Below are 21091 nucleotides of genomic sequence, written 5' to 3' on the forward strand. Positions count from 1 at the left end.
AGAGATCCGCTCGACTTGCATGTATTAGGCACGCCGCCAGCGTTCGTCCTGAGCCAGGATCAAACTCTCCAAAAAGTGTTTGACTAGCTCTCGTTTAAAACTTTAGAATTAACGTTGGCACTTCGATTTGTTCAGTTTTCAAAGATCATTTTGTTTCAACCGCTTCGTTCCGAGGCGACTTTATTAATATAACATTTTCAGTTGTTCAAGTCAACAACTTTTTTCATTTTTTATCGCTGCCGATTTCAGCATGTCTGCTTCGTTCAGCAGCGACGCTTATTAATATACCATCAGCTCATAGGAAGGTCAATAACTTTTTTTAAAAGAATAGGTTCTGTGAAAAATCCCTACTCCCTTCGTTTCAATAAGATGAATATCCACAAACTGCTTCTCCACTAAAAATTCAAGCAGGATGCTAAGATCCACTGCATAATATGCTACTTCCGGGTGGGCGAGAAGCTCAGCAAAATGCCACGTATCCTTCTTCTCCAAAATGGTCAGCAAGTGCGCAGCGCCGACGTCTGCTTTTGAATGAATCAGGAAATCGCTCGCCAGGAAAAGCAGCTCGAGTCTTTTGTTTAAAGGCTCCCCGCTGTCGATAAGTTCCTGATACAGCTTATAAACCTGAGGCTCAATCTGCCGCACCTGGTTCCAGACCGTAACCTCGGGATAGAACCCCTGATCAATTACTTCAAGTCTTGCCAGGTGATGAAGGGCGTGAACGATATGATTATATGCGTCCAAATATTGTTTTGCTTCAAAAAATGACTTCCCTTCAAAATAGCGCCTGATTAATTTTCCGTATTCCATCACGATTTTAAGCTTTCGCTCAGAGAACGGGAATGTATTCAGTGTATCTGTCAGCAGGGATAAATATTCATTTCGGTCAAACAAAACTTTGCCGTTTAAAATCCAGTCAATGATCCTTCTGTTCGTGCCAAGCACAATCCACTCATTGATTTGTTCTGCCGTAACAATATGCATGGATGCTTTTTGGTGATTGAATTCATAATGCTTAATATGTACCGGTACTTCTGCAGACCGCACAATAATCAGAAGCGCCGCATCAAACATATCGGTTGACGGGGAAGTCTGATCCTTTTTTTCTACCATGATAACTGCAAGCGTATCTGGGTGGCTTGCCCGTTCCTGATAAATGGGACGGAGAATGTTTTCCATTTCAATAATTCCTCCAAACAAAAAATGATTCGTCATTTACTTCTACATTTCTTCTTAATACCCTTTTAATGCAGCAATTTATCTCACTAAAGGATTAAAACTGATCCATTCAAAAGGAAAATCTCATTAGATTTATGGAGAATTTTTCAATTCCCATCCCGGTTCATGTGATATATTTAGTATAAGGGGATGATGGGATGGCACGGGCTTACTCGAGCAAGATCAACAAAATTAGAACGTTCGCGCTCAGTTTGGTTTTTATAGGCTTTCTTATTATGTATTTAGGAATTTTCTTCAGACAATCTGTTATAGCCATGACCATATTTATGATTCTGGGACTTCTGGCCATTCTGGCAAGTACAGCCGTTTACTTCTGGATTGGCATGCTTTCTACAAGAGCTGTGCAGGTCATTTGTCCATCATGCCAAAAACCGACCAAGATTCTTGGCAGAGTGGATATGTGCATGCACTGCCGGGAGCCTCTGACTCTCGACAAGCAGCTTGAAGGAAAAGAATTTAACGAAGACTACAACCGGAAAACGGCAAAAAAAAGCTGATGAGCCAAATCGCTCATCAGCTTTTTTAATGCATCTTTTTCTGGGAGCACCCGCTGCACTCACCATAGATCTCCATCCGGTGATGACTTACTTTAAACCCGGTTACGTGAGCAGCCAGCTGCTCCACTTCATCCAGTCCTGGGTAATGGAAGTCGACCATTTTGCCGCATGTTTCACAGATCACATGGTAGTGCTCCGTTGTCACAAAATCAAAACGGCTGGAGGAATCACCGTAAGTCAGCTCTTTAACCAGCCCAACCTCTTTAAATACCCGAAGATTGTTATAGACGGTTGCCACGCTCATATTTGGAAATTTACCTTCCAATGATTTATATATATCGTCTGCAGTAGGATGATTCATGGATTGTATAAGGTATTCCAAAATGGCATGACGCTGCGGGGTAATCCGGACTCCGGTTTGCTTTAAGGTATCAATCGCTTCCTTTAGCTGATGTTCAGACATCCGCCATGCACCTCTCTTCCGAAAAACATTCTCACATTGTAATCTTTATAAATAGTGTACTCTGCAAAATCCGCTTTTGTCAATGCTTTGGCGGATTCACCAGCGCATTTTCCCCATAAAAAAATGTGCAGAAAAAGTTTTTCTGCACCCATGTCGCACTAACTTTGAGGAGGTTATGCCTTCCCTCCTACTATATACAGGCAACTGTCTTTTGGAATGGACGAACGCCTTTCTTTTGATAATTTTCCCTTGAAAGGGCTGGCTGGACCTGCAATGACAAATTAGGTGAACCGGCAAGCCTGCCCGGTTGTTTATTCGTTCTTTTCTGTCAGCGCGTCACTGTACCAGTAATACACATAATCAGTCATAACGGATGCTTCACCAAGCTCATGAAGCATCGCGGAAATGTTTCCCCTGTGATACGTGCTGTGATTCACTATATGGAAGATAACTTCTGAATAGCTTGTTTCTCTCGCTCCAGCATAAGGATTATTCAGGAGAAAAGTTGCTTCGAGGTCTTCACAGGCTTCAAAAAAAGATTGAAATTGAGCATCGAGCGCCTGAAACTCTTTTTCCATTTCATCTGCCTGCATTTCTTCCAATTTCCCTTTTCGTTTTTGGGCTTCAGTCATCGCTTCACTCATTTCTTTCCCAACAAGAGCCTGCAGCCATAAATATTCTGTCGTGTAGATATGGGTCATCGTAGCTGCAATTGAAGAAAAAGTACTGTTCAGTTCCCGGTGAAAAATCTCTGGAGAAAACGTTTTTAAATGGGTGAAGATCCGTTTATGGGCCCACACGTTGTAGGCATACAGCATTACCGGATGGTTTTCCATCTTGCCGCCTCCTCGAATGGATTCACTCTAACTGTTCGCCGGCAGACTTGTTTGTCCTTCTTGCACACTGAATTAATCAGCTGACATCTGCTGCATCTTTTACAATGGAATGTTTAAACCGATCGAGCACATACAACGATACCAATAAAGCAAATGCAATACTCTTTCTCCATATGTACATGTCCAGGCCAATAATATAAATAAAAAAAACTGCCGCAAAAACTCCCGTTAACAGTCTTCCTTTTCGAGTTTTCCAGAAGTCTCCATCATCTTCCACACCGCGGGATAGGAACAGAACGATCAGAGCAAAAAATACCGCATAAATCCAGTCATTAAATACCAAAAACATCACTATACCCCATATTACTGCCATCATCATACTAAATAGAAATTTACTCATCAGCCCTTCCATCCTTTCAGAGAACCGTCATCCTAAATTTATCACTTTTTCCATTTTATTCAATATATATTCCAGGTAAATGAAAAAGCCTGAGATCTAATCCTCAGGCTTTTGCTTGTTCATTTTTTATAAATTCAAGAGCTTCTTCTACATGGTCCTTCACTTTTACCTTTTTCCATTCTTTTATGATCCTTCCATCCGGATCAATGATAAATGTGGATCTTTCGATTCCCATGTATTCTTTGCCGAAATTCTTTTTCAGAGTCCATACTCCGTAAGCCTCGCACGCTTTGTGCTCCTCATCCGAAAGCAGATGGAAGGGGAGATCGTATTTGTCACGGAATTTATTATGCTTATCGACCGGGTCTGCGCTCACCCCGAGAATTACGGCATCAAGACCGGAAAATTCCTCATGCCGGTCCCGGAAGTCACACGCTTCCGTTGTACAGCCGGGTGTCATATCCTTTGGATAAAAGTAGAGAACGACATATTTGCCCTTGTATTCCGAAAGTTTAACAGTTTCCCCGCCGGATGCGGGCAATTCAAATTCAGGAGCCTGTACTCCAACTTCTATACTCATGGTCTTCCCTCCAGATTTATTCATTCTACCTAGAGAGTACCCAAAAGCAATCACAAGTACAACTATTTCGGGTTTTTCTCAATTTCCATTACAGTTCTTGCGACAAGTATGACAGGCAGCATGTAGCCGATCAGTGCCTCTGCCACTGCAAGCAGCCTTCCTGCCCCAACGGGTATGATTTCCCCGTATCCCACTGAAAAAAGCGTGACCGCACTGAAATAGAGGCTCGTATTTAAATGCTCCAGGTAATCCCCTTTTATCGGCTGGCGGTCCTCTGTCAAAATAGGATAGCCCGATTGGATGAATAAAAGATACAGCATCGCAAAACCGATGAGTATGGATAAATAGAGGAACGCGATTACAAGAATCGTCTCGCGTGATAAAAACTGCTGCTCCTTGAAGGTTTTCGCTGTAATCCTCACCGACATCCCAAGACAGATCAGTGTGGCAGCCGCGATGATTATTTCCATAAGCAAGCCTCCGGGTTTGTCCTTTTCCTATATATATTCTTATGGAATACGGAAATATCGCTTTAGCCAATAAAAAAAAGAGACCGGCTCTCATCAGGGCCGGTCTACTGCTTGTTAATTTTCTTGCTGATCAGCCGGTACAGCTTCTCCCACTCGGGAGCTTTTTTCGGCTTTTCTGCCGGCTGCGGGTCTTTTTTCTTTGCCATGGGTGTGGCTCCTTTCGGTGAAAAGGTAAGGTGTGCGTGCTCTGACCCCTGTTCTGGTAAAGGACTAAAGCTCCGTCCCCTCGGTTGCTCATCCATTACAAGGTAATGAACGCACGTGTTTATGCTCTGTCCCTCGCTGCTTTAAAGCATGTGGGGTCAGTGCAAAGCTCTGACCCCTCTTCTGCTAAAGCACTAAAGCTCCGTCCCCGCCCTCTGCCATCCATTGTGTCACAAAGGGTCTGGAAGCTGCCACTCTGTCCCCCATCCCTTTAAAGCATGTGGGGTCAGTGCAAGACTGGACCGAATTGTCCACCATCACATATCCGCATCAATTCCCTGCTCCGCGGTACTGCTTCACACCCTGGTTCCATACGAACACTGCAATAGCGAAAAAGGCAATTCCGACAACGGGCGTTAAAAAGGCATAGGTGTACCATTCTTCTTTTCTAAGGAAATAAGCCGCCGGATACATGCCTACGAAAGCGAATGGCAGGATCCACGTTAATACGAACCGGATCGCTTTGTTGTATATATCCACCGGGTAACGGCCGTAGTTTCCGATATTATACATCATCGGCATAATCGATGTCCTTGAATCAGAGTAAAAACTGATGCTTGCGATCATGATGAAAATTCCTGCATAAACGAGCACTCCGCCAGCTGTGAACAGGAGGAAGACGAGCGGGTCATGCCAGTAAAACGGGAGGCCGAGCTGGGAACCGGCATACATCATGACAGCGAATCCGGTTACCGCCCCAAAGAGGGATTCAAGCTCCATCCGCTCAAGCGTCACCTGAAAGAGACTGTGGATCGGCCTTGTCAGAATCCGGTCCATTTCCCCTTTTACAATGTAGCGTTCGTTGAAATCCCAAATATTGAAAAAGGCGCCGAATATCGCAAACGGGATTAAAAAGAATCCATAAATAAAGATGATTTCGTTTTGATTCCAGCCGCTCAAGGACTGGGTGTGGCCGAACACCACGAGGATGAAGACGAGATTCACCGCCTGGAACAGGAAATCGGACAGGATTTCAACAACTACATCTGCCCGGTACTGCAGGCGGGTTTTCATATACTGCCCTGCATATTGGATGAACATTGATACGTAGTACATGTGTTACCCTCCCTGGATGACCATTTGCTTTTTTGCCAGCATCCACAGCAGCTGGATTGGAATCAGGAGGAGGACAGCCCAGATTCCCTGATAGAGAAGCGCCTTCAGCAGTTCATTCCCTTTATATGCTTCTGTAAAAATCATGTTCGGCACGTAGCTGATGGCCTGAAACGGGAAATACTGCATAACGTTCTGTGCCCAGCCCGGGTAGAAGCTGATTGGCAGAAGCAGTCCTGAAAATAGATCGACCGCTACCCGTTTTGCCCGGATCAGCCCATCATTATTAAATAGAAAGAACGTCATAATGCCGGTAAGTAAATTGATTTGCGTGTTAATGATGAAACTGAATACGAGTGAGAGGGCAAAGAAAATCCAAGTCGATGCTCCGCCCGGAAACTCAAGCGGAAAAATAAAGGCGATCACGATCATACCGGGCAGTGAGAAAAACAGCAGCCTGAAGACTCCTTCACCAAACGCCTGCATCGTTTTCATGCCAAGGTAATGATACGGCCTGAGGAGCTCGACCGCTACCTTCCCCTCTTTAATTTCCAGGGCGATTTCCCTGTCGATGTTATTGAAGTAAAAGGCACGCGCCATCCAGGCAACCGCTACATAGGTGGACATCTGCAGGACGCTTAACCCCTGGATGTCGGCTTTATCTCCGTAAATCGCAGACCATAAAAAGAAATAAGCTCCGATGTTGATGCTGTAAATCAGGATTCCACTGTAGTAATTCGTCCGGTAGGCGAGCATCATTAAAAAGCGGATGCGGACCATTTCCAAGTATTTATCCATGTAACGGCCCCCGCATCATGTCAGAATCCTCTTTTCAGGCTGGTAGCCCTTTTCATAAATCTGGCGGATGATTTCCTCGGTGGACACTTCATGAATGCTCATATCCAGTACCTTTTTCGCACCGACCACCCGGCCGATCAGCTCGGACATGCCCGCTTCCTGTGCTGTAAGCAAGGCTGTCCAGCTGTTGGCATTGTTTTGCTGCCAGAAGACTTCAAGCTCCTCTGATAGATGCTTCAATGAGGTTTCATCCACGGGCTCTCCAAACTGAAATTCGATTTTCTTTCCTTCTCCGAAGTCCTGGCGGAGATGAGCGAGCGCGCCATCATAAATGATTTTCCCCTGATCAAGCATGATGACCCGTTCACACAATGCTTCGATATCGGACAGATCATGCGTCGTCAGCAGAATGGTCGTTTTGTATTTTTCGTTCATTTCCTTTAAGAACTGGCGGATTTTCAGCTTCACGAGTACATCCAGTCCAATCGTCGGTTCATCAAGGAACAGCAGCGGCGGATTATGAATGAGCGCCGCGGCGAGCTCGCACCTCATCCGCTGTCCAAGTGACAGCTTCCGGACCGGTTTATCGAGCAGCGGTCCGATATCGAGTGATTCAATCACATGCTCCATATGATTTTTGTAATCCTCATCTGACACTTTATACACTTTTTTCAGCAGGCGGAAAGACTCCTGCACGGCGATATCCCACCAAAGCTGGGAACGCTGTCCGAAGACGACCCCGATGGAGCTCACGAATTTCTCGCGCTGCCGGTGGGGATCCATCCCGTTGACGCGGACCGTTCCGGACGTTGGATTCAGGATCCCTGTCAGCATTTTAATCGAGGTCGATTTTCCCGCTCCGTTTTCTCCAATGTATCCGACCATCTCACCCTGTTTAATCGAGAAGCTGAGATCGTCTACAGCGCGGATCACTTTATAATTACGGGTAAACAAGTCCCGGAAAGCACCGCCAAGGCCTTCCCTGCTGGAATATGCCTTGAATTCCTTCCGGAGACCTTCCGTTTCAATGACGTTTTTCATTTTGCACGTTCCCTTCGTTATGTCTGCCAAAGATAGTGTAGCTTATCTGTTCCCAACTTTGAAGGAATTCACCTTCATCGGAAAGAATAAAATGCAGATACCCATATCCTTTTGCCTTCCTCGTGCGTTTAGTATACAAAGGTGCACCTTTAAGGAGTGAAAATGATGAACATGAGCAGCGCTGCCGGTTCTGATCAAAAAGACTGGAATGAAACGTATCTTTCCCTATTTAAGTATTGTCTCCTGCTTACCCGGAATAAATGGGATGCAGAGGACCTTGCCCAGACAGCCATTTGCAGAGTGCTGGAAACGTACAGGGAGCTCCCCGGCCACCTGCCTCAGGCTCTCTACCATAAAACAGCATCCCGTCTCCATATCGACTTTTACAGAAAACAGAGAAGGATTGTTCTGGAACGGGACATTCCTGATCGATCTGAGAATCATAAGGAAACGAAAATTGCAGAGCTTGCCGAATGGCTCGCTTCTGTCATGACGAATAAACAGGCAGCCGTCTTTGTGCTGAAGGAAGCGCTGCTTTTTAAAAATGAAGAGATTGCTGACATAACAGGATTTACGGTTGCGACCGTAAAAGCCCTCCTGTTCAGGGCGCGGCAGCATACGATGCAGGAAGGTACAGCAATCATCGATCAAGAGCTGGCCTCTGCGATCAGCCGCTCTTTAAACGAAGAAGACCCGTACCCCCTCATCACTCTGCTGACTGCCGTTCCAAAATCAACGAGCGGACCGACGGCACGGATGGCCGCCTAAAACGGAGGATCCAGCGGATGAATATGATTCCTTATGTAGTGGAGCAGACAAAGCATGGAGAAAGGTCCTATGATATATACTCCCGCCTGCTAAAAGACCGCATTATTATGATCAGTGATGAAATGAATGATCATACGGCCAACAGCGCGGTGGCACAGATGCTTTTCCTCGCATCGGAGGACCCTGAAAAAGATATCTCCCTCTATATAAACAGTCCCGGGGGATCGGTTACAGCGGGATTCGCCATTATCGACACGATGGATTACATCCAGCCGGATGTTAAAACAATCTGCATCGGGATGGCCGCTTCGATGGGAGCCATGCTCCTCTTATCAGGTAAAGAAGGAAAACGGTACGCCCTGCCGAACAGTGAAGTCATGATTCACCAGCCGCTCGGCGGGGCCCGGGGCCAGGCGTCTGATATTGAAATTACTGCAAAACGGCTTCTGCATACGCGGCAAATGCTGAACGAAAAAATCGCAGCGAAAACCGGCCAGCCCGTTGAGAAGGTCGCCCGCGATGCAGACCGTGATTACTATATGACAGCAAAAGAGGCTTTGGAATACGGAATCGTTGATGAAATCATTGCCAGATAGCTGAACAGAAATCCTCCTGAAAAAGTGCTAGAATGAGAGAGCAGACTTTTTTAGGAGGATACTTTTATGCAATTTACCAGATCAGAAGCACTTCAAAAAGAAGCACTTGAACATATTGTCGGCGGAGTGAACAGCCCGTCCCGATCCTATAAAGCCGTAGGCGGCGGAGCTCCGGTCGTCATGGAAAAAGGCCAGGGTGCTTACTTTTGGGATGTTGACGGAAACAAATACATCGATTACCTGGCAGCTTACGGACCAATCATCACCGGCCATGCGCACCCTCATATTACAAAAGCAATTACGAAGGCGGCGGAAAACGGCGTGCTTTACGGAACCCCGACCCCTTTTGAAATTGAATTTGCTAAAAAACTGAAAAACGCCATGCCGAACTTGGAAAAGGTACGCTTCGTCAACTCCGGAACGGAAGCCGTTATGACGACCATCCGGGTAGCGCGCGCCTATACAGGACGGGATAAAGTCATCAAATTCGCCGGCTGCTACCACGGCCATTCGGATCTCGTTCTTGTTGCAGCAGGATCCGGCCCGGCGACGCTCGGAACACCGGACTCGGCTGGAGTTCCAAAAAGCATCGCCCAGGAGGTCATTACCGTTCCATTCAATGAAATCGGACCGTTCCGCGAAGCGATGGAGAAATGGGGCAGTGAAATAGCCGCCGTACTTGTAGAGCCGATCGTCGGCAACTTCGGAATCGTGGAACCGAAGCCCGGCTTCCTTGAGCAGGTGAACGAGATCACTCACAACGCAGGCTCCCTAGTGATCTATGATGAAGTCATTACTGCGTTCCGGTATATGTATGGCGGAGCCCAGGATCTGCTCGGCGTACAGCCGGACCTTACTGCCCTCGGCAAAATCATCGGCGGCGGGCTGCCGATCGGCGCGTACGGCGGCAAAAAAGAAATCATGGAAACCGTTGCACCGCTTGGACCAGCCTACCAGGCAGGTACAATGGCAGGAAACCCCGCCTCCATCCTGTCCGGCATCGCCTGCCTCGAAGTACTCGAGCAGGATGGCGTGTACGAAGAAATGGACCGCCTCGGCGCCATTCTTGAAGAAGGCATCCTGAAAGCAGCGGCCGAACACAATGTAACCATCACCGTGAACCGTCTGAAAGGCGCCCTCACGATCTACTTTACCGATGAAAAAGTAGAAAACTACGAGCAGGCCGAAAACACAGACGGCGAACTGTTCGCCCGCTTCTTTAAAGAAATGCTCCACCAGGGAATCAATCTCGCCCCATCCAAGTATGAGGCCTGGTTCCTGACAACCGAGCATACAGAAGAAGATATCCGCACAACCCTAACAGCCGTAGACCGCGCATTCAAAGCGCTGAGTAAATAAGTGATCTGAACAGGGCCGCTCCAAATGGAGCGGCCTTTATGTTTGCGGGCCAACTCTGCTCGTTTACGGGCCAACTTCGCTGGATAAGCGCCGGCTTACGGCCCGAAAGGACATCAAGGGCTCATGCACCAGTATGCAAAACCGCAGATTGTCGAATTGATTCATTATGATGTCGAATTGAGCTTCTTCGTTGTCGAATAGCGCATTTACATTGTCGAATTGGCCTTTTACGGTACCAGCCATGCTTATCTGCCGGGTTTGATCGTATTCAGGTGCTGTTCTTCATCCGCTGCCCCTTCATTACAAATGTATAAAAATACACACTTATACAACCTTACTCTTTTGCGTCTGGCAAAAAAGAATCCGATCCGTTATTGTAAACGCTTACTATTCCTGTCCCCTAAGGAATTGCTCCTTATCTTCCGCACTCGTTGACATGTATGGCACCCTCATTTTTTTGCATAAATAATTGAAAATGTTTGAGGCAGGTGGTATGATAAAATCTACAATTCTGAAAATTATATCTATTCAGTGCGTCCAAGCACTGCTAACGACTACTCTCCGCCTTATCCTTTTCACCCTATGAAACTTCAAATTAAAGTAATCTTCAACATTTTTCAGCAGGAGGTGAAGGCGCCGATTGGCAGCCGAAGATGATGAAACAAAAATGGAGTCCGAGTTTATTTAAAAACTATGAGAATGCTGAACATGATGCTTGCGGAATCGTTTCCGTCGTAGAAAAGCACAGAATTCCTACAAAAGAAAATATAGATGCCTGCATCAAAGCCCTTGTTACGATGAATCACCGGGCAGGTTTTATTAATGAAGAAGGAGACGGCGTCGGAATTCATATCGATATTCCCCGTTCCCTCTGGAAAGAAAAGCTCGAAAAAGCAGGAGTGGATCCGAAGATTGCGGACAGGGAAGACTTTATTGTCGGCCACTTCTTTTTGTCCCGCCATGGGAATCAGGCGGAAACAAAAAAAGCTGCAGAGCAACATATCGCTTCTTACGGGTTTGATGTGATTTTCGAAACAGACCAAGCTGCCTCCTCTGATGCACTCGGGCCGATCGCTGCCCAGGAGGAGCCTTTATTCTGGCAGGCTGCTCTGCTGCCGGTAAGGGAATCAAATGAAAGTCTGTCTAAACGGCTATTTGATCTGGCGATTGAGCTGGAAAAAGATGAGCATATCCATGCCTCATCACTTAGCCAGCATGCAGCGGTTTACAAAGTGATGGGAGCTGGAGACATTCTGCCAAACTACTATCATGACTTGGCAAATCCGCTCGTCGCTTCCTCTATGACACTTGGACATAACCGTTATTCAACCAATACGCTGTCTAACTTTTTCCGTGTCCAGCCGTTCAGCATGCTCGGGCATAATGGAGAAATCAATACCATCTCCAAACTCCGGGATGAAGCACGGATGATCGGTGCCCCGCTGACGATTGGAGGCAGTGATTCGCAGGACTTGAACCGGACAGTCGAAACGCTGGTTTGCCGCGACGGCTACACCCTTTTCGAGGCAATTGACGTGATGTTCCCTCCAATCATTAATGAAATAAAAGCGTACCCTGCTCATTTACAGGATTTATATACGTATATCCGGGAAGCTTGGGGTCACTTTGCCCAGGGGCCGGCAGGAATCATCTCCCGTTTTGGGGATGAGGCCGTCTTCAGTGTGGATGCACTCGGTCTGCGCCCGCTGTGGCAGGTGGAAACGGAAACGAGCTATATTTTCGCCTCCGAGCCCGGAATCATTCCCGCTACCGAATACATGGCCAGTCCGAAGCCGCTTGCTCCGGGAGAGAAAGTGGGCTTGAAGTGGGACGGGGATTCCATGAAAGTCTATGACTACCCCGCTTATCAGGAAGAAGTATTCGGACGGTTTACCGGACGCATCCAGGTTGACGGATTCGGTGAGAACCTGCAGCACCCGGTTTCAAAGGGCAAGTGCTCCACGGCTCCTGTCATGAAGCTTCATAACGGCCATTACGCTGCGTTCGGGTGGGACAGGGAGCACATTCAGCTGCTTGAGCAGATGGCTGAAAAAGGTGCGGAGCCGATCCGGTCACTGGGCCACGATGGACCGCTTGCTGCCATCCATCCGGGCAGAAAAAATCTGGCGGACTTTTTCAAGGAAAGTGTAGCTGTCGTAACGAACCCCGCTATTGACCGTGACCGGGAATCCGAGCATTTTTCAACCCGTGCCATTGCAGGCAAGCGTCCTTCCCTGTTTATCAAGGAATCGGACGGCCATATTCTTGAGCTTCCTTCACCGCTCATCATGGAAGGCCTGCTTGCACACGAAGCGGCAGAGGCAACGAACCAGCTTCCTTACGAGGAACTGACAGAGCATTTTTCGAAAAATAAACAGCTGTATGTACTCAACACGGTATTCAGCGAAAACGAATCACTGAAAGAAGGATTGGAACGGCTTTCTGCTGAAGCGGTTCAGGCGGTCCGGGATGGTGCGGCTCTGCTCGTTCTCGATGACCATCTGTCCCATAAAGATGGAAGCCTGTGGATTGATCCGCATCTCGTGACAGCTGTTATTGATCAGAAGCTTACCGCCATGCAGCTGAGGAGAGACTGTTCGATTCTTCTGCGTTCAGGAGCCATCCGTTCCCTGCACGATATCATTACAGCTTACGGGCTAGGTGCCAATATCCTGAATCCGTACATGGTGTTCGCTACGGTAGCAGAGGACGGGCAGCCAAAGCCTTCTATTAACTTATATGAAGCATTAAATAAAGGACTTGAAAAAGTCATTTCTACAATCGGGATCCACGAACTGCGCGGTTATGGACGCCTGTTCTCCGCTATTGGACTGAACCATGAAATCGGCGATCTGCTTGATATCCCGAATTTCCTTGGATCGGATGAGCTCCGTTATAACTTTGGGCAGATGAAAGCAGATGCTCTGGAGCGGGCAGAGGATTTTGAAAATGAAAAAGCAAGACCGACGAAAACGTTCCACCTGTTCCCGCGAATCTGGAAAGCCATCGGGGATGTAGCAGCGAACGGGGATTATGACGCGTACGGCGAAAAGATTTCCGAGCAGGAAGAAGCAAACCCGATCGCGATCCGCCACTTGACCAGTTTGAAGGAGTCAGACTCTCCGGCGAATCCTGAAAAGGTCAGCCTGAAAGTCGGCGAACATGACCTTCCATTCGTCATTGCTTCCATGTCCTTCGGGTCGCAGAACGAAATTGCCTTCCGTGCCTATGCCGAAGCAGCCGATCAGCTTAATATGGTCAGCCTGAACGGGGAAGGCGGAGAAATCAAGGATATGCTCGGCAAGTATCCGCGTACACGCGGACAGCAGGTCGCATCGGGACGCTTCGGAGTGAATGCAGAGCTTCTGAATTCCTCCAACCTGCTTGAAATTAAAATCGGCCAGGGTGCCAAGCCGGGGGAAGGCGGACATCTTCCAGGCTCTAAGGTTACGGCAAAAATCGCTGAAGCCCGTAATGCAACGATCGGGTCGGATTTGATTTCTCCATCTAATAACCATGATATTTATTCTATTGAAGACCTTGCACAGATGATCACAGAGCTGAAGACGGCAAACGATCAGGCAAAGGTTGCTGTTAAGGTGCCGGTCGTTCCAAATATCGGAACCATTGCAGTAGGGATCGCAAAAGCAGGCGCGGATGTAATTACGCTGAGCGGTTTTGACGGAGGTACAGGGGCCGCAAGAATCCATGCTCTTCAATATGTAGGACTCCCGGTTGAGATCGGAGTGAAAGCAGCCCACAACGCCCTTCTTGAGGCCGGTCTTCGCCAGAAAGTCGAGCTATGGGCAGATGGCGGAGTGAAGAGTGCACTCGATGTGGTGAAACTTGTGCTGCTTGGTGCAAACCGGATCGGCTTCGGTACGCTTTCTATGATCGCCATCGGCTGTACGACTTGCCGCGGGTGCCATCTCGATACGTGCCACGTCGGGATAGCCACCCAAATTGAATCCGAGGCACAAGCAAAAGAACACGGACTGCGCCGCTTTGTTCCAAGACAATATGATAACGCGGTTCAGGGCCTGAAGAACTTATTTGCGGCATTTGGCAGCGAACTGAAAAACCTGACTGCCTCTATGGGCTTTACAGACCTTCAAAGTCTCGTTGGCCGCTCCGATCTGCTTGAGCAGACGAAGGAGCACGATGCAATGGATTTATCCCTTCTTTTAAAGCCGCTCGAGATTCAGAATCTCGCCAGTGCACATAAGGAAGTAGCGGCCAGCAGCCATGAGCGCGGCCTGGCAGTAGCTGCAGGTGCAGAATACTTGGATTACCGGGATGAAGATCTCCATCAGTCCAGAGAATTTGCAAGCATTACCTCCGAGCAGCGTGTCCTCGGCAGCCGGGTTTCGGGCCACCGCGTCCGCGAACGGCTGGACGGTTCTTACAAAGAACTTGAAGATATCCGCCTTACCTATAAAAACGGCTCTGTTCCAGGGAACGGTCTCGGTGCTTATAATTCGAGCGGGATTACCATCTCCGTTGAAGGCGGCGCACAGGACGGAACAGGGAAAACGTCATTCGGCGGCGCGATCCGCGTCCTGAAAGGCAGAGGCGCAGATGGAAGCTTCTACAGCGGATCTGTCGGAAAAGGCTTCGGATATGGCGCTCAAAGCGGTACCCTGCTCGTTCAGGGAGACGCAGATGCACGGGCCGGAATCCGGCTGTCAGGCGCGGATATGATCATCGGCGGCCGGATCACGAAACCTATTCCGGCTGAAGAATATGGAAACATCGGAGTCAATGCAAACATCAAAGGCTTTGCCTTCGAATACATGACCAACGGCCGCGGCCTCGTGCTCGGCGACCCTGGACCATGGATCTGCGCAGGAATGACCGGCGGTGTCGTCTACGTTCGCCAGCAGCCCGAAATGGGCATGACCCGCGCCGCTCTCGAGCGCAGGGTAGCAAAAGGCGCTAAAGTGGAAATCGGCGCCCTCAATAAAAAAGGCGTATCCGACATTCAAGAACTGCTCGGCACCTATATCGCCGCTCTCGAAGAGCACGAACAGCACGAAGAAGCTTCTGAGCTGAAGTCCCTCCTCGGGAATCCGGCACAGCACTTCCTGCAGCTCGTTCCGGCGAAAGAGCAGGCGGATCCATCGGTTTCGACGGAGTAATAAAGAAAATAAAACCGGCCAAATGGCCGGTTTTTTCCATACCTGATATGCATTAGGCACATGTTCTCCAAAAAGTATGAAGGGCTGGTACCAGTCCCCCTTTCCCTACTTTTAACGGAACGGCTTCTCCCCCTGCAGCAGCTTTAGATAAATCGTTCAAAAAATCAACGATCAGCTGCCGTCTTTCCGGAACAGAGACTGCACCCGCCTGAAAAAACCACTCATCAATCGTATTATATACCCCTCTGTTCACCCCATAGACCTCTTTGCAATATTGCTGAAAAACAAGATCAGGACTGTTCACAGTTTCCGCTGAAATCATCCTTCTCCCTCCTATTTCACTGTTCCTGTATTGGCTATTCTCGTTTTTTCCTTAATTTCTACCTGAGTAATTTCATTAGCATGGACCGTTATAAGCAATGAACCATATTCAAGACGCTGCAGCAGGGAAATTAAATATTCAACTTTCGTTTGATCAAGCTTCTTCATCCATGTCCCCCCTGTTTAGGTAATGAAAAAAAGCTCTTTATTCCTCGCCAAAGAAGGGAAATAAAGAGCCTTCGGTTAACCGATCGGCATATTTATTGAATTACTTGTATTTTAAACAATATTATCCCATCGGTCAACTCGGAATTAAAAAATGAGTCCATTGGATTAAATTAGGAAATAGCTAAATTCATAGTTGACCTGTCGGAATTGTTGTATTATTATGAATTGCAAGTTAACCCCTCCGTTAACGAATTAAATATAAAGGCTTATCGGTCAACCGAAGGCTTCCGCGTACACACTGAGGTGCGTCCGGGGGCCTTCTTTTTTTATATTTTACCTAAGGAGCTGAACAAATGAAAATTTACTGGTTTATCCCGACACATGGTGACAGCAGGTTTTTAGGAACAGCTAAAGGCGGCAGGCCCATCACATTTCCATACCTTAGACAAATCGCCCAGGCTGTAGACGAGCTTGGCTTTGAGGGAGCACTGCTGCCTACAGGGAAATCGTGCGAAGACTCCTGGGTTACTGCCTCCTCCCTTCTTTCTGTCACGGAGCGAATGAAGTTTCTCGTCGCAATCAGACCCGGGCTGATCTCTCCTTCTGCCGCTGCAAGAATGGCCGCTACTTTTGACAGGCTCTCCAATGGCCGGATGCTGATCAATGTGGTCACTGGCGGAGATCCGGTTGAGCTTGCCGGAGACGGTCTCCATTTGAATCATACAGAGCGTTATGAACTGACGGATGAATTCCTTGAAGTATGGCGCAGGGAACTGGCTGGGGAGGATGTTCATTTTGAAGGAAAGCATGTAAAAATCCATGGTGGAAAAGCTTTGCTCCCTCCTATCCAGAAGCCTTATCCTCCTCTTTATTTTGGCGGATCTTCTGACCCGGCTATGCATGTTGCAGCTAAGCACATTGATGTTTACCTTACATGGGGCGAACCCCCTGCTCTCGTTGCTGAGAAAGTTGCCAAAGTACAAAAACTCGCAGCGGAAACCGGACGGACGGTGAGTTTCGGTATCCGTCTCCATGTCATTGTAAGAGAAACCAGTGAGGAGGCATGGGCAGCTGCAAATTCTCTCATTCAATACGTGGATGAAGAAACCATTCGTAAATCCCAGGAGGTATTCGCCCGCTATGATTCCGTCGGACAAAAGAGGATGACTGCCCTTCACAATGGAAAAAAAGAGTCCCTTGAGATCAGCCCTAACCTTTGGGCCGGCGTAGGTCTTGTTCGAGGCGGTGCAGGAACTGCTCTGGTGGGAGATGCGGACACAGTGGCGGAGCGGATGAAAGAGTATCAGGATATCGGAATCGATCATTTTATCTTCTCAGGCTATCCGCATCTGGAGGAAGCCTACCGGGTTGCTGAGCTCTTGTTCCCAAGGCTCCCTCTAGAAAATCAGAATTCCCGGTCTATTGAGGCATACGGGGAAGTCGTCGCAAACAATCATTATCCTGACCGGAAGGAGGCTAAGGCAAGTGGCTGAAAAACGATTTGCATCCGTTAAAAGCGGACTTGCAGCTTGGAGTGTTCCCATTCTTCTTATTGCTCTATGGCAGGTTCTTGCTCAGACCGGACTGCTTTCAGAACGAATCCTTCCGGCTCCATCTGCTGTATTTGCTTCGGCGGCATCACTGACGCAATCTGGTGACCTGTTCAAATATATCGGCATCAGTACACAGCGGGCGGTGATCGGATTCATCATCGGCGGGGGCATCGGATTTGCACTGGGGCTTTTAAACGGGCTGTCTTCAAGAGCGGAGACCCTGCTTGACACATCCATCCAGATGCTTCGGAACATCCCGCATCTCGCCCTTATCCCGCTCGTCATTTTGTGGTTCGGAATTGAGGAAGAGGCCAAGATTTTTCTGGTGGCGCTAGGAGTGCTTTTCCCGATTTACCTCAACACGTATCACGGATTAAAATCCATTGACAAAGGCCTGATCGAAGCGGCACGTGTGTATGGTTTAAAAGGGTTCTCCCTTTTCTGGCATGTGATCCTGCCGGCTGCCCTCCCGTCCATCCTTGTAGGAGTTAGATTTTCTCTCGGAGTTATGTGGATCACGCTCATTGTGGCAGAAACGATTTCGGCTAATTCCGGAATCGGCTATATGGCGATGAACGCGAGGGAATTCCTGCAGATGGATGTAGTCGTATTAAGTATCATCCTTTATGCTCTGCTTGGAAAATTATCAGATGTGCTGGCAAAAGTTCTTGAAAAGAAATGCCTGAAATGGCATCCATCCTACCAATAGAGGAGATGAGAAAGATGACTAAAAGCGGTCAGCTGGCAATCCGCCATCTGGAAAAGAGCTACGGGGACAAACCTGTCCTGGAAGGGATTAATCTCGAACTGAACAGCGGTGAATTCGTGGCGATTGTCGGGAAAAGCGGATGCGGAAAGAGTACGCTGCTCAAGCTTGCAGGCGGATTGGAAAAACCGGGAAGCGGAGAAATTCTTGTCGGCAGCAAACCTTTGAAAGGGCTAAATACATCTGCACGCATCATGTTTCAGGACGGGCGCCTGTTTCCCTGGAAAAAAGTCATTGATAATGTAGGAATCGGATTGAAAGGAAATTGGCGGGAGCTTGCGAGTGAGACACTTAAGCAGGTTGGTCTGGCGGACCGGTCAGAGGAGTGGCCATCCGTTCTCTCGGGCGGCCAGCGGCAAAGAGTGGCACTTGCAAGAGCACTCGTAAACGAACCCGATATCCTTCTGCTTGATGAACCGCTCGGTGCTCTCGATGCATTGACCCGGATTGAGATGCAGAGGCTGATTGAAAAGCTGTGGAAGGAAAGAAGATTTACTGCTTTGCTCGTTACCCATGATGTCGATGAAGCAGTAGCTCTGGCCGACCGTGTTGTCCTGATTGATAACGGAAAAATCGTTATGGACAAAGTCATTCCTATACCGCGCCCAAGACAGAGAGATCACGCCAAATTTGCGGCACTCTCAGGGGAAATATTGAGAAAAGTCATGGGGGAAGAATCTATCCATTCCATAAAAGCATTAGGGGGAGAGCGTTAATATGAAAAAATTCCGATCACTGTTTTTGCTATTGATTTTATCTCTTGGATTGCTAAGTGCATGCGGCTCAGCCGAATCAAATGCATCATCCGGCCAGACAGAAAAGCAAAGCGCTGCAAAAAAGGTGATTCGCATCGGATACCAGAAGAATTGCCCGCTCAATATCTTAAAATCCCAGGGAACTCTTGAGAAGAAGCTAAAAGAAGAAGGAATTTCCGTTAAATGGATCGAGTTTCCTGCAGGTCCGCAGCTGCTTGAGGCACTGAACGCTGGAAGCATTGATTTCGGCAGAACAGGGGATACCCCTCCAATCTTTGCCCAGGCAGCCGGCATTGAATTCAGCTATGTCGCATCCGGCTACAAAAAAGGAAAAACGTCTGCGGTTCTTGTTCCACAGGATTCAGCTATTCAAAAGCTGGAAGATTTAAAAGGCAAGAAAATCGCCTTCACAAAAGGTTCAAGCGCCCATTACCTATTGCTGAGCACATTGAAGAAAGCAGGATTGGACTACAATGACATTGAGCCTGTCAACTTAACCCCATCCGACGCCAGGGCTGCCTTTGAACGCGGAAGTGTAGATACCTGGGTGATCTGGGACCCATTCCTCGCTGTAGCGGAAAAAGAATCGAAAGCAAGGGTTCTTACTTCCGGAGAAGGCCTTGCCAATGACCGGGACTTCTATCTGGCTTCAAAAGACTATCTGAACACAAACAAACAAACGGTTGACGATGTACTGGCAGAAGTCCAAAAAGTCTCCGACTGGGCAAAGGGCCATCCGGATGAAGTCGCGGGCTACCTTTCCCCTCTTGTAGGAATCGATGAAGATATCTTACGAACGGCTGTACAAAGAAGGCCGTACGGAGTCGTAAAAATCGATGCTGAAATTGAGACAGAGCAGCAGAAAATTGCGGAAGCCTTTTATTCGATTAAACTTCTGCCTAAGGAGATTAAGGTGGAGGAGGCTGTAGCGGATTAAAAAACAGGAACCGATAACGGTTCCTGTTTTTTGGGCTTTGCCACGTGCTGTTTTATGTATCAAATAACGTACCATTTACCGCCTTAACATATCTTTCCGCTGAACGCTGAACAGCTTCGTCTGCATTTTCCTGTACGATCCGGTGAAAAGCATTGTAAAGCCGGTTGAATTTTACCGGTTTTACTTTTTCAGCGATTTGTTCAACCTTGGCCGCCGGCAGCGGAATAAGGTTCGGATAGCTGTACATGAAGCTCACCCATTTTCGGTCAGCGACGACCTGGATTACATCCCCCGTTAGCAAAATGCCTTTCTCCCGGTCTCCATTTTTCCACTCAAGCACAGCACCGCCCTTAAAATGCCCGCCAAGCCGGTGAAGAACGATGCCTTGATGAAGCTCCAATGACTCTCCAGCCCAAAAGATGATTTTATCACTGCTTCTCATTACCCATTCTTTATCATCCTCATGAATATAGATGGGAGCATCAAAGGCTTCTGCCCACTCCACCTGAGCTGAATAATAATGAGGATGGGACAGGGCAATCGCCTGAACACCACCCAAATTCTTAATATCCTGTATGGTTTCTTCATCTATGTAAGTATTGCAATCCCACAGTACATTGAACCTCTGCTCTTGGATCAGATAAGCAGTCTGGCCGATTCCAAAGCCCGGCTTTGTCGTCACACTGTAAAGGCCCGCTTCCTCAGCCAGGATCTCATTTTTATAAATCCCTAATTTCTTCATCTCTTCAAGTGACGTCCATGTCTGCCCTGAAGGACTGACGTATTGCCGCTCTTCTGAACAGATGATGCATTCAGATGGAGTTTCGATTTGAGCATATTGAACTCCGCATGTTTCACAAATGACATAACTCATATAATGGTCCCCCTGCTTTCAAATGTAACACTATTCAAAATAGTATCATATTGCAGAAAGTTAGGATCATTTTTTTACATAACCCCTGATTTTGGAACAATTTTCGGATCACCGGTCTCAGGAGCCGCTATTTACATGAATTTAAGCTTAATAACCAGGTTTCGGTCTCAGGGGACGCTATTTGCAGAAAAAAGAGCTGTTTTGACCATTTGAAC

General features: G+C 47.8%; 21 protein-coding genes and 1 rRNA gene. 9 read left to right on the plus strand and 13 right to left on the minus strand.

Annotated features, from left to right (window positions below; all coding sequences use genetic code 11):
* A 16S ribosomal RNA gene (locus GKZ89_RS20075) occupies positions 1–75 on the minus strand; the annotation flags it as partial.
* Between the two features lie 231 nt (positions 76–306).
* Positions 307–1179 carry a nucleotidyltransferase-like protein gene (locus GKZ89_RS20080; protein WP_155114195.1) on the minus strand — a complete coding sequence of 291 codons (873 nt, stop codon included), beginning with the start codon at positions 1177–1179 and terminating at the stop codon, positions 307–309.
* Between the two features lie 197 nt (positions 1180–1376).
* On the opposite strand from GKZ89_RS20080, the gene GKZ89_RS20085 reads away from it, so the two are divergent.
* Positions 1377–1736, plus strand: coding sequence for a YgzB family protein (locus GKZ89_RS20085; RefSeq protein WP_155114196.1), 360 nt, complete (start codon positions 1377–1379; stop codon positions 1734–1736).
* A gap of 25 nt (positions 1737–1761) precedes the next feature.
* On the opposite strand, the gene perR is transcribed toward GKZ89_RS20085, so the two are convergent.
* The 8 genes from perR to GKZ89_RS20125 form a co-directional block, all read right to left on the minus strand.
* Positions 1762–2199, minus strand: coding sequence for a peroxide-responsive transcriptional repressor PerR (gene perR, locus GKZ89_RS20090; RefSeq protein WP_155114197.1), 438 nt, complete (start codon positions 2197–2199; stop codon positions 1762–1764).
* A 311-nt stretch (positions 2200–2510) separates the two neighbouring features.
* Positions 2511–3035: a DinB family protein gene (locus GKZ89_RS20095; RefSeq protein WP_155114198.1), complete on the minus strand. Its 525-nt coding sequence runs from the start codon at positions 3033–3035 to the stop codon at positions 2511–2513.
* Between the two features lie 76 nt (positions 3036–3111).
* Positions 3112–3384 (minus strand): hypothetical protein, encoded by a 273-nt coding sequence (locus GKZ89_RS20100; protein ID WP_162357141.1) that lies wholly within the window; start codon positions 3382–3384, stop codon positions 3112–3114.
* 154 nt (positions 3385–3538) lie between these two features.
* Positions 3539–4015, minus strand: a complete 477-nt coding sequence (bcp, locus tag GKZ89_RS20105; RefSeq protein ID WP_155114200.1) for a thioredoxin-dependent thiol peroxidase — start codon at positions 4013–4015, stop codon at positions 3539–3541.
* Between the two features lie 62 nt (positions 4016–4077).
* Entirely contained in the window at positions 4078–4485 is a 408-nt protein-coding gene (locus tag GKZ89_RS20110; RefSeq protein ID WP_155114201.1) for a potassium channel family protein, read from the minus strand.
* 534 nt (positions 4486–5019) lie between these two features.
* A complete protein-coding gene (locus GKZ89_RS20115; protein ID WP_155114202.1) occupies positions 5020–5805 on the minus strand; it encodes an ABC transporter permease in 786 nt (261 codons plus the stop codon).
* Positions 5806–5808: 3 nt separating this feature from the next.
* A complete protein-coding gene (locus GKZ89_RS20120) occupies positions 5809–6600 on the minus strand; it encodes an ABC transporter permease (protein WP_155114203.1) in 792 nt (263 codons plus the stop codon).
* Positions 6601–6615: 15 nt separating this feature from the next.
* A complete protein-coding gene (locus tag GKZ89_RS20125) occupies positions 6616–7641 on the minus strand; it encodes an ABC transporter ATP-binding protein (RefSeq protein WP_155114204.1) in 1026 nt (341 codons plus the stop codon).
* Between the two features lie 165 nt (positions 7642–7806).
* Here GKZ89_RS20125 and GKZ89_RS20130 point away from each other — a divergent pair, with 165 nt between their 5' ends.
* From GKZ89_RS20130 to GKZ89_RS20145, 4 genes are all read left to right on the plus strand, one after another.
* Positions 7807–8409 (plus strand): sigma factor-like helix-turn-helix DNA-binding protein, encoded by a 603-nt coding sequence (locus GKZ89_RS20130; protein ID WP_162357144.1) that lies wholly within the window; start codon positions 7807–7809, stop codon positions 8407–8409.
* Positions 8410–8426: 17 nt separating this feature from the next.
* Positions 8427–9005, plus strand: a complete 579-nt coding sequence (gene clpP / locus GKZ89_RS20135; RefSeq protein ID WP_155114206.1) for an ATP-dependent Clp endopeptidase proteolytic subunit ClpP — start codon at positions 8427–8429, stop codon at positions 9003–9005.
* Between the two features lie 66 nt (positions 9006–9071).
* Positions 9072–10364, plus strand: coding sequence for a glutamate-1-semialdehyde 2,1-aminomutase (locus tag GKZ89_RS20140; protein ID WP_155114207.1), 1293 nt, complete (start codon positions 9072–9074; stop codon positions 10362–10364).
* A 656-nt stretch (positions 10365–11020) separates the two neighbouring features.
* A complete protein-coding gene (locus GKZ89_RS20145) occupies positions 11021–15502 on the plus strand; it encodes a glutamate synthase-related protein (RefSeq protein ID WP_155114208.1) in 4482 nt (1493 codons plus the stop codon).
* A 52-nt stretch (positions 15503–15554) separates the two neighbouring features.
* On the opposite strand, the gene GKZ89_RS20150 is transcribed toward GKZ89_RS20145, so the two are convergent.
* Both GKZ89_RS20150 and GKZ89_RS20155 read right to left on the minus strand, forming a co-directional pair.
* Positions 15555–15824, minus strand: a complete 270-nt coding sequence (locus GKZ89_RS20150; protein WP_155114209.1) for a hypothetical protein — start codon at positions 15822–15824, stop codon at positions 15555–15557.
* Positions 15825–15835: 11 nt separating this feature from the next.
* Positions 15836–15991, minus strand: coding sequence for a YezD family protein (locus GKZ89_RS20155; RefSeq protein ID WP_155114210.1), 156 nt, complete (start codon positions 15989–15991; stop codon positions 15836–15838).
* Between the two features lie 353 nt (positions 15992–16344).
* Here GKZ89_RS20155 and ssuD point away from each other — a divergent pair, with 353 nt between their 5' ends.
* The 4 genes from ssuD to GKZ89_RS20175 are packed head-to-tail and all read left to right on the plus strand — an operon-like array spanning position 16345 to position 20002.
* Complete coding sequence (gene ssuD / locus GKZ89_RS20160) at positions 16345–17484, plus strand: FMNH2-dependent alkanesulfonate monooxygenase (protein ID WP_155114211.1); 1140 nt, start codon at positions 16345–16347, stop codon at positions 17482–17484.
* Positions 17477–18253 carry an aliphatic sulfonate ABC transporter permease SsuC gene (ssuC, locus tag GKZ89_RS20165; protein WP_162357146.1) on the plus strand — a complete coding sequence of 259 codons (777 nt, stop codon included), beginning with the start codon at positions 17477–17479 and terminating at the stop codon, positions 18251–18253. The genes ssuD and ssuC overlap by 8 nt, the downstream gene beginning before the upstream one ends.
* 5 nt (positions 18254–18258) lie before the next feature.
* Entirely contained in the window at positions 18259–19026 is a 768-nt protein-coding gene (locus tag GKZ89_RS20170; protein ID WP_430697736.1) for an ATP-binding cassette domain-containing protein, read from the plus strand.
* 1 nt (position 19027) lies between these two features.
* Positions 19028–20002 (plus strand): sulfonate ABC transporter substrate-binding protein, encoded by a 975-nt coding sequence (locus GKZ89_RS20175; RefSeq protein ID WP_155114213.1) that lies wholly within the window; start codon positions 19028–19030, stop codon positions 20000–20002.
* A 52-nt stretch (positions 20003–20054) separates the two neighbouring features.
* On the opposite strand, the gene GKZ89_RS20180 is transcribed toward GKZ89_RS20175, so the two are convergent.
* Positions 20055–20876 carry an MBL fold metallo-hydrolase gene (locus tag GKZ89_RS20180; RefSeq protein ID WP_155114214.1) on the minus strand — a complete coding sequence of 274 codons (822 nt, stop codon included), beginning with the start codon at positions 20874–20876 and terminating at the stop codon, positions 20055–20057.
* Between the last annotated feature and the right edge of the window lie 215 nt (positions 20877–21091).

Source organism: Metabacillus mangrovi (assembly GCF_009711125.1).
In the GTDB taxonomy this organism is placed as follows: Bacteria; Bacillota; Bacilli; order Bacillales; family Bacillaceae; genus Metabacillus_B; species Metabacillus_B mangrovi.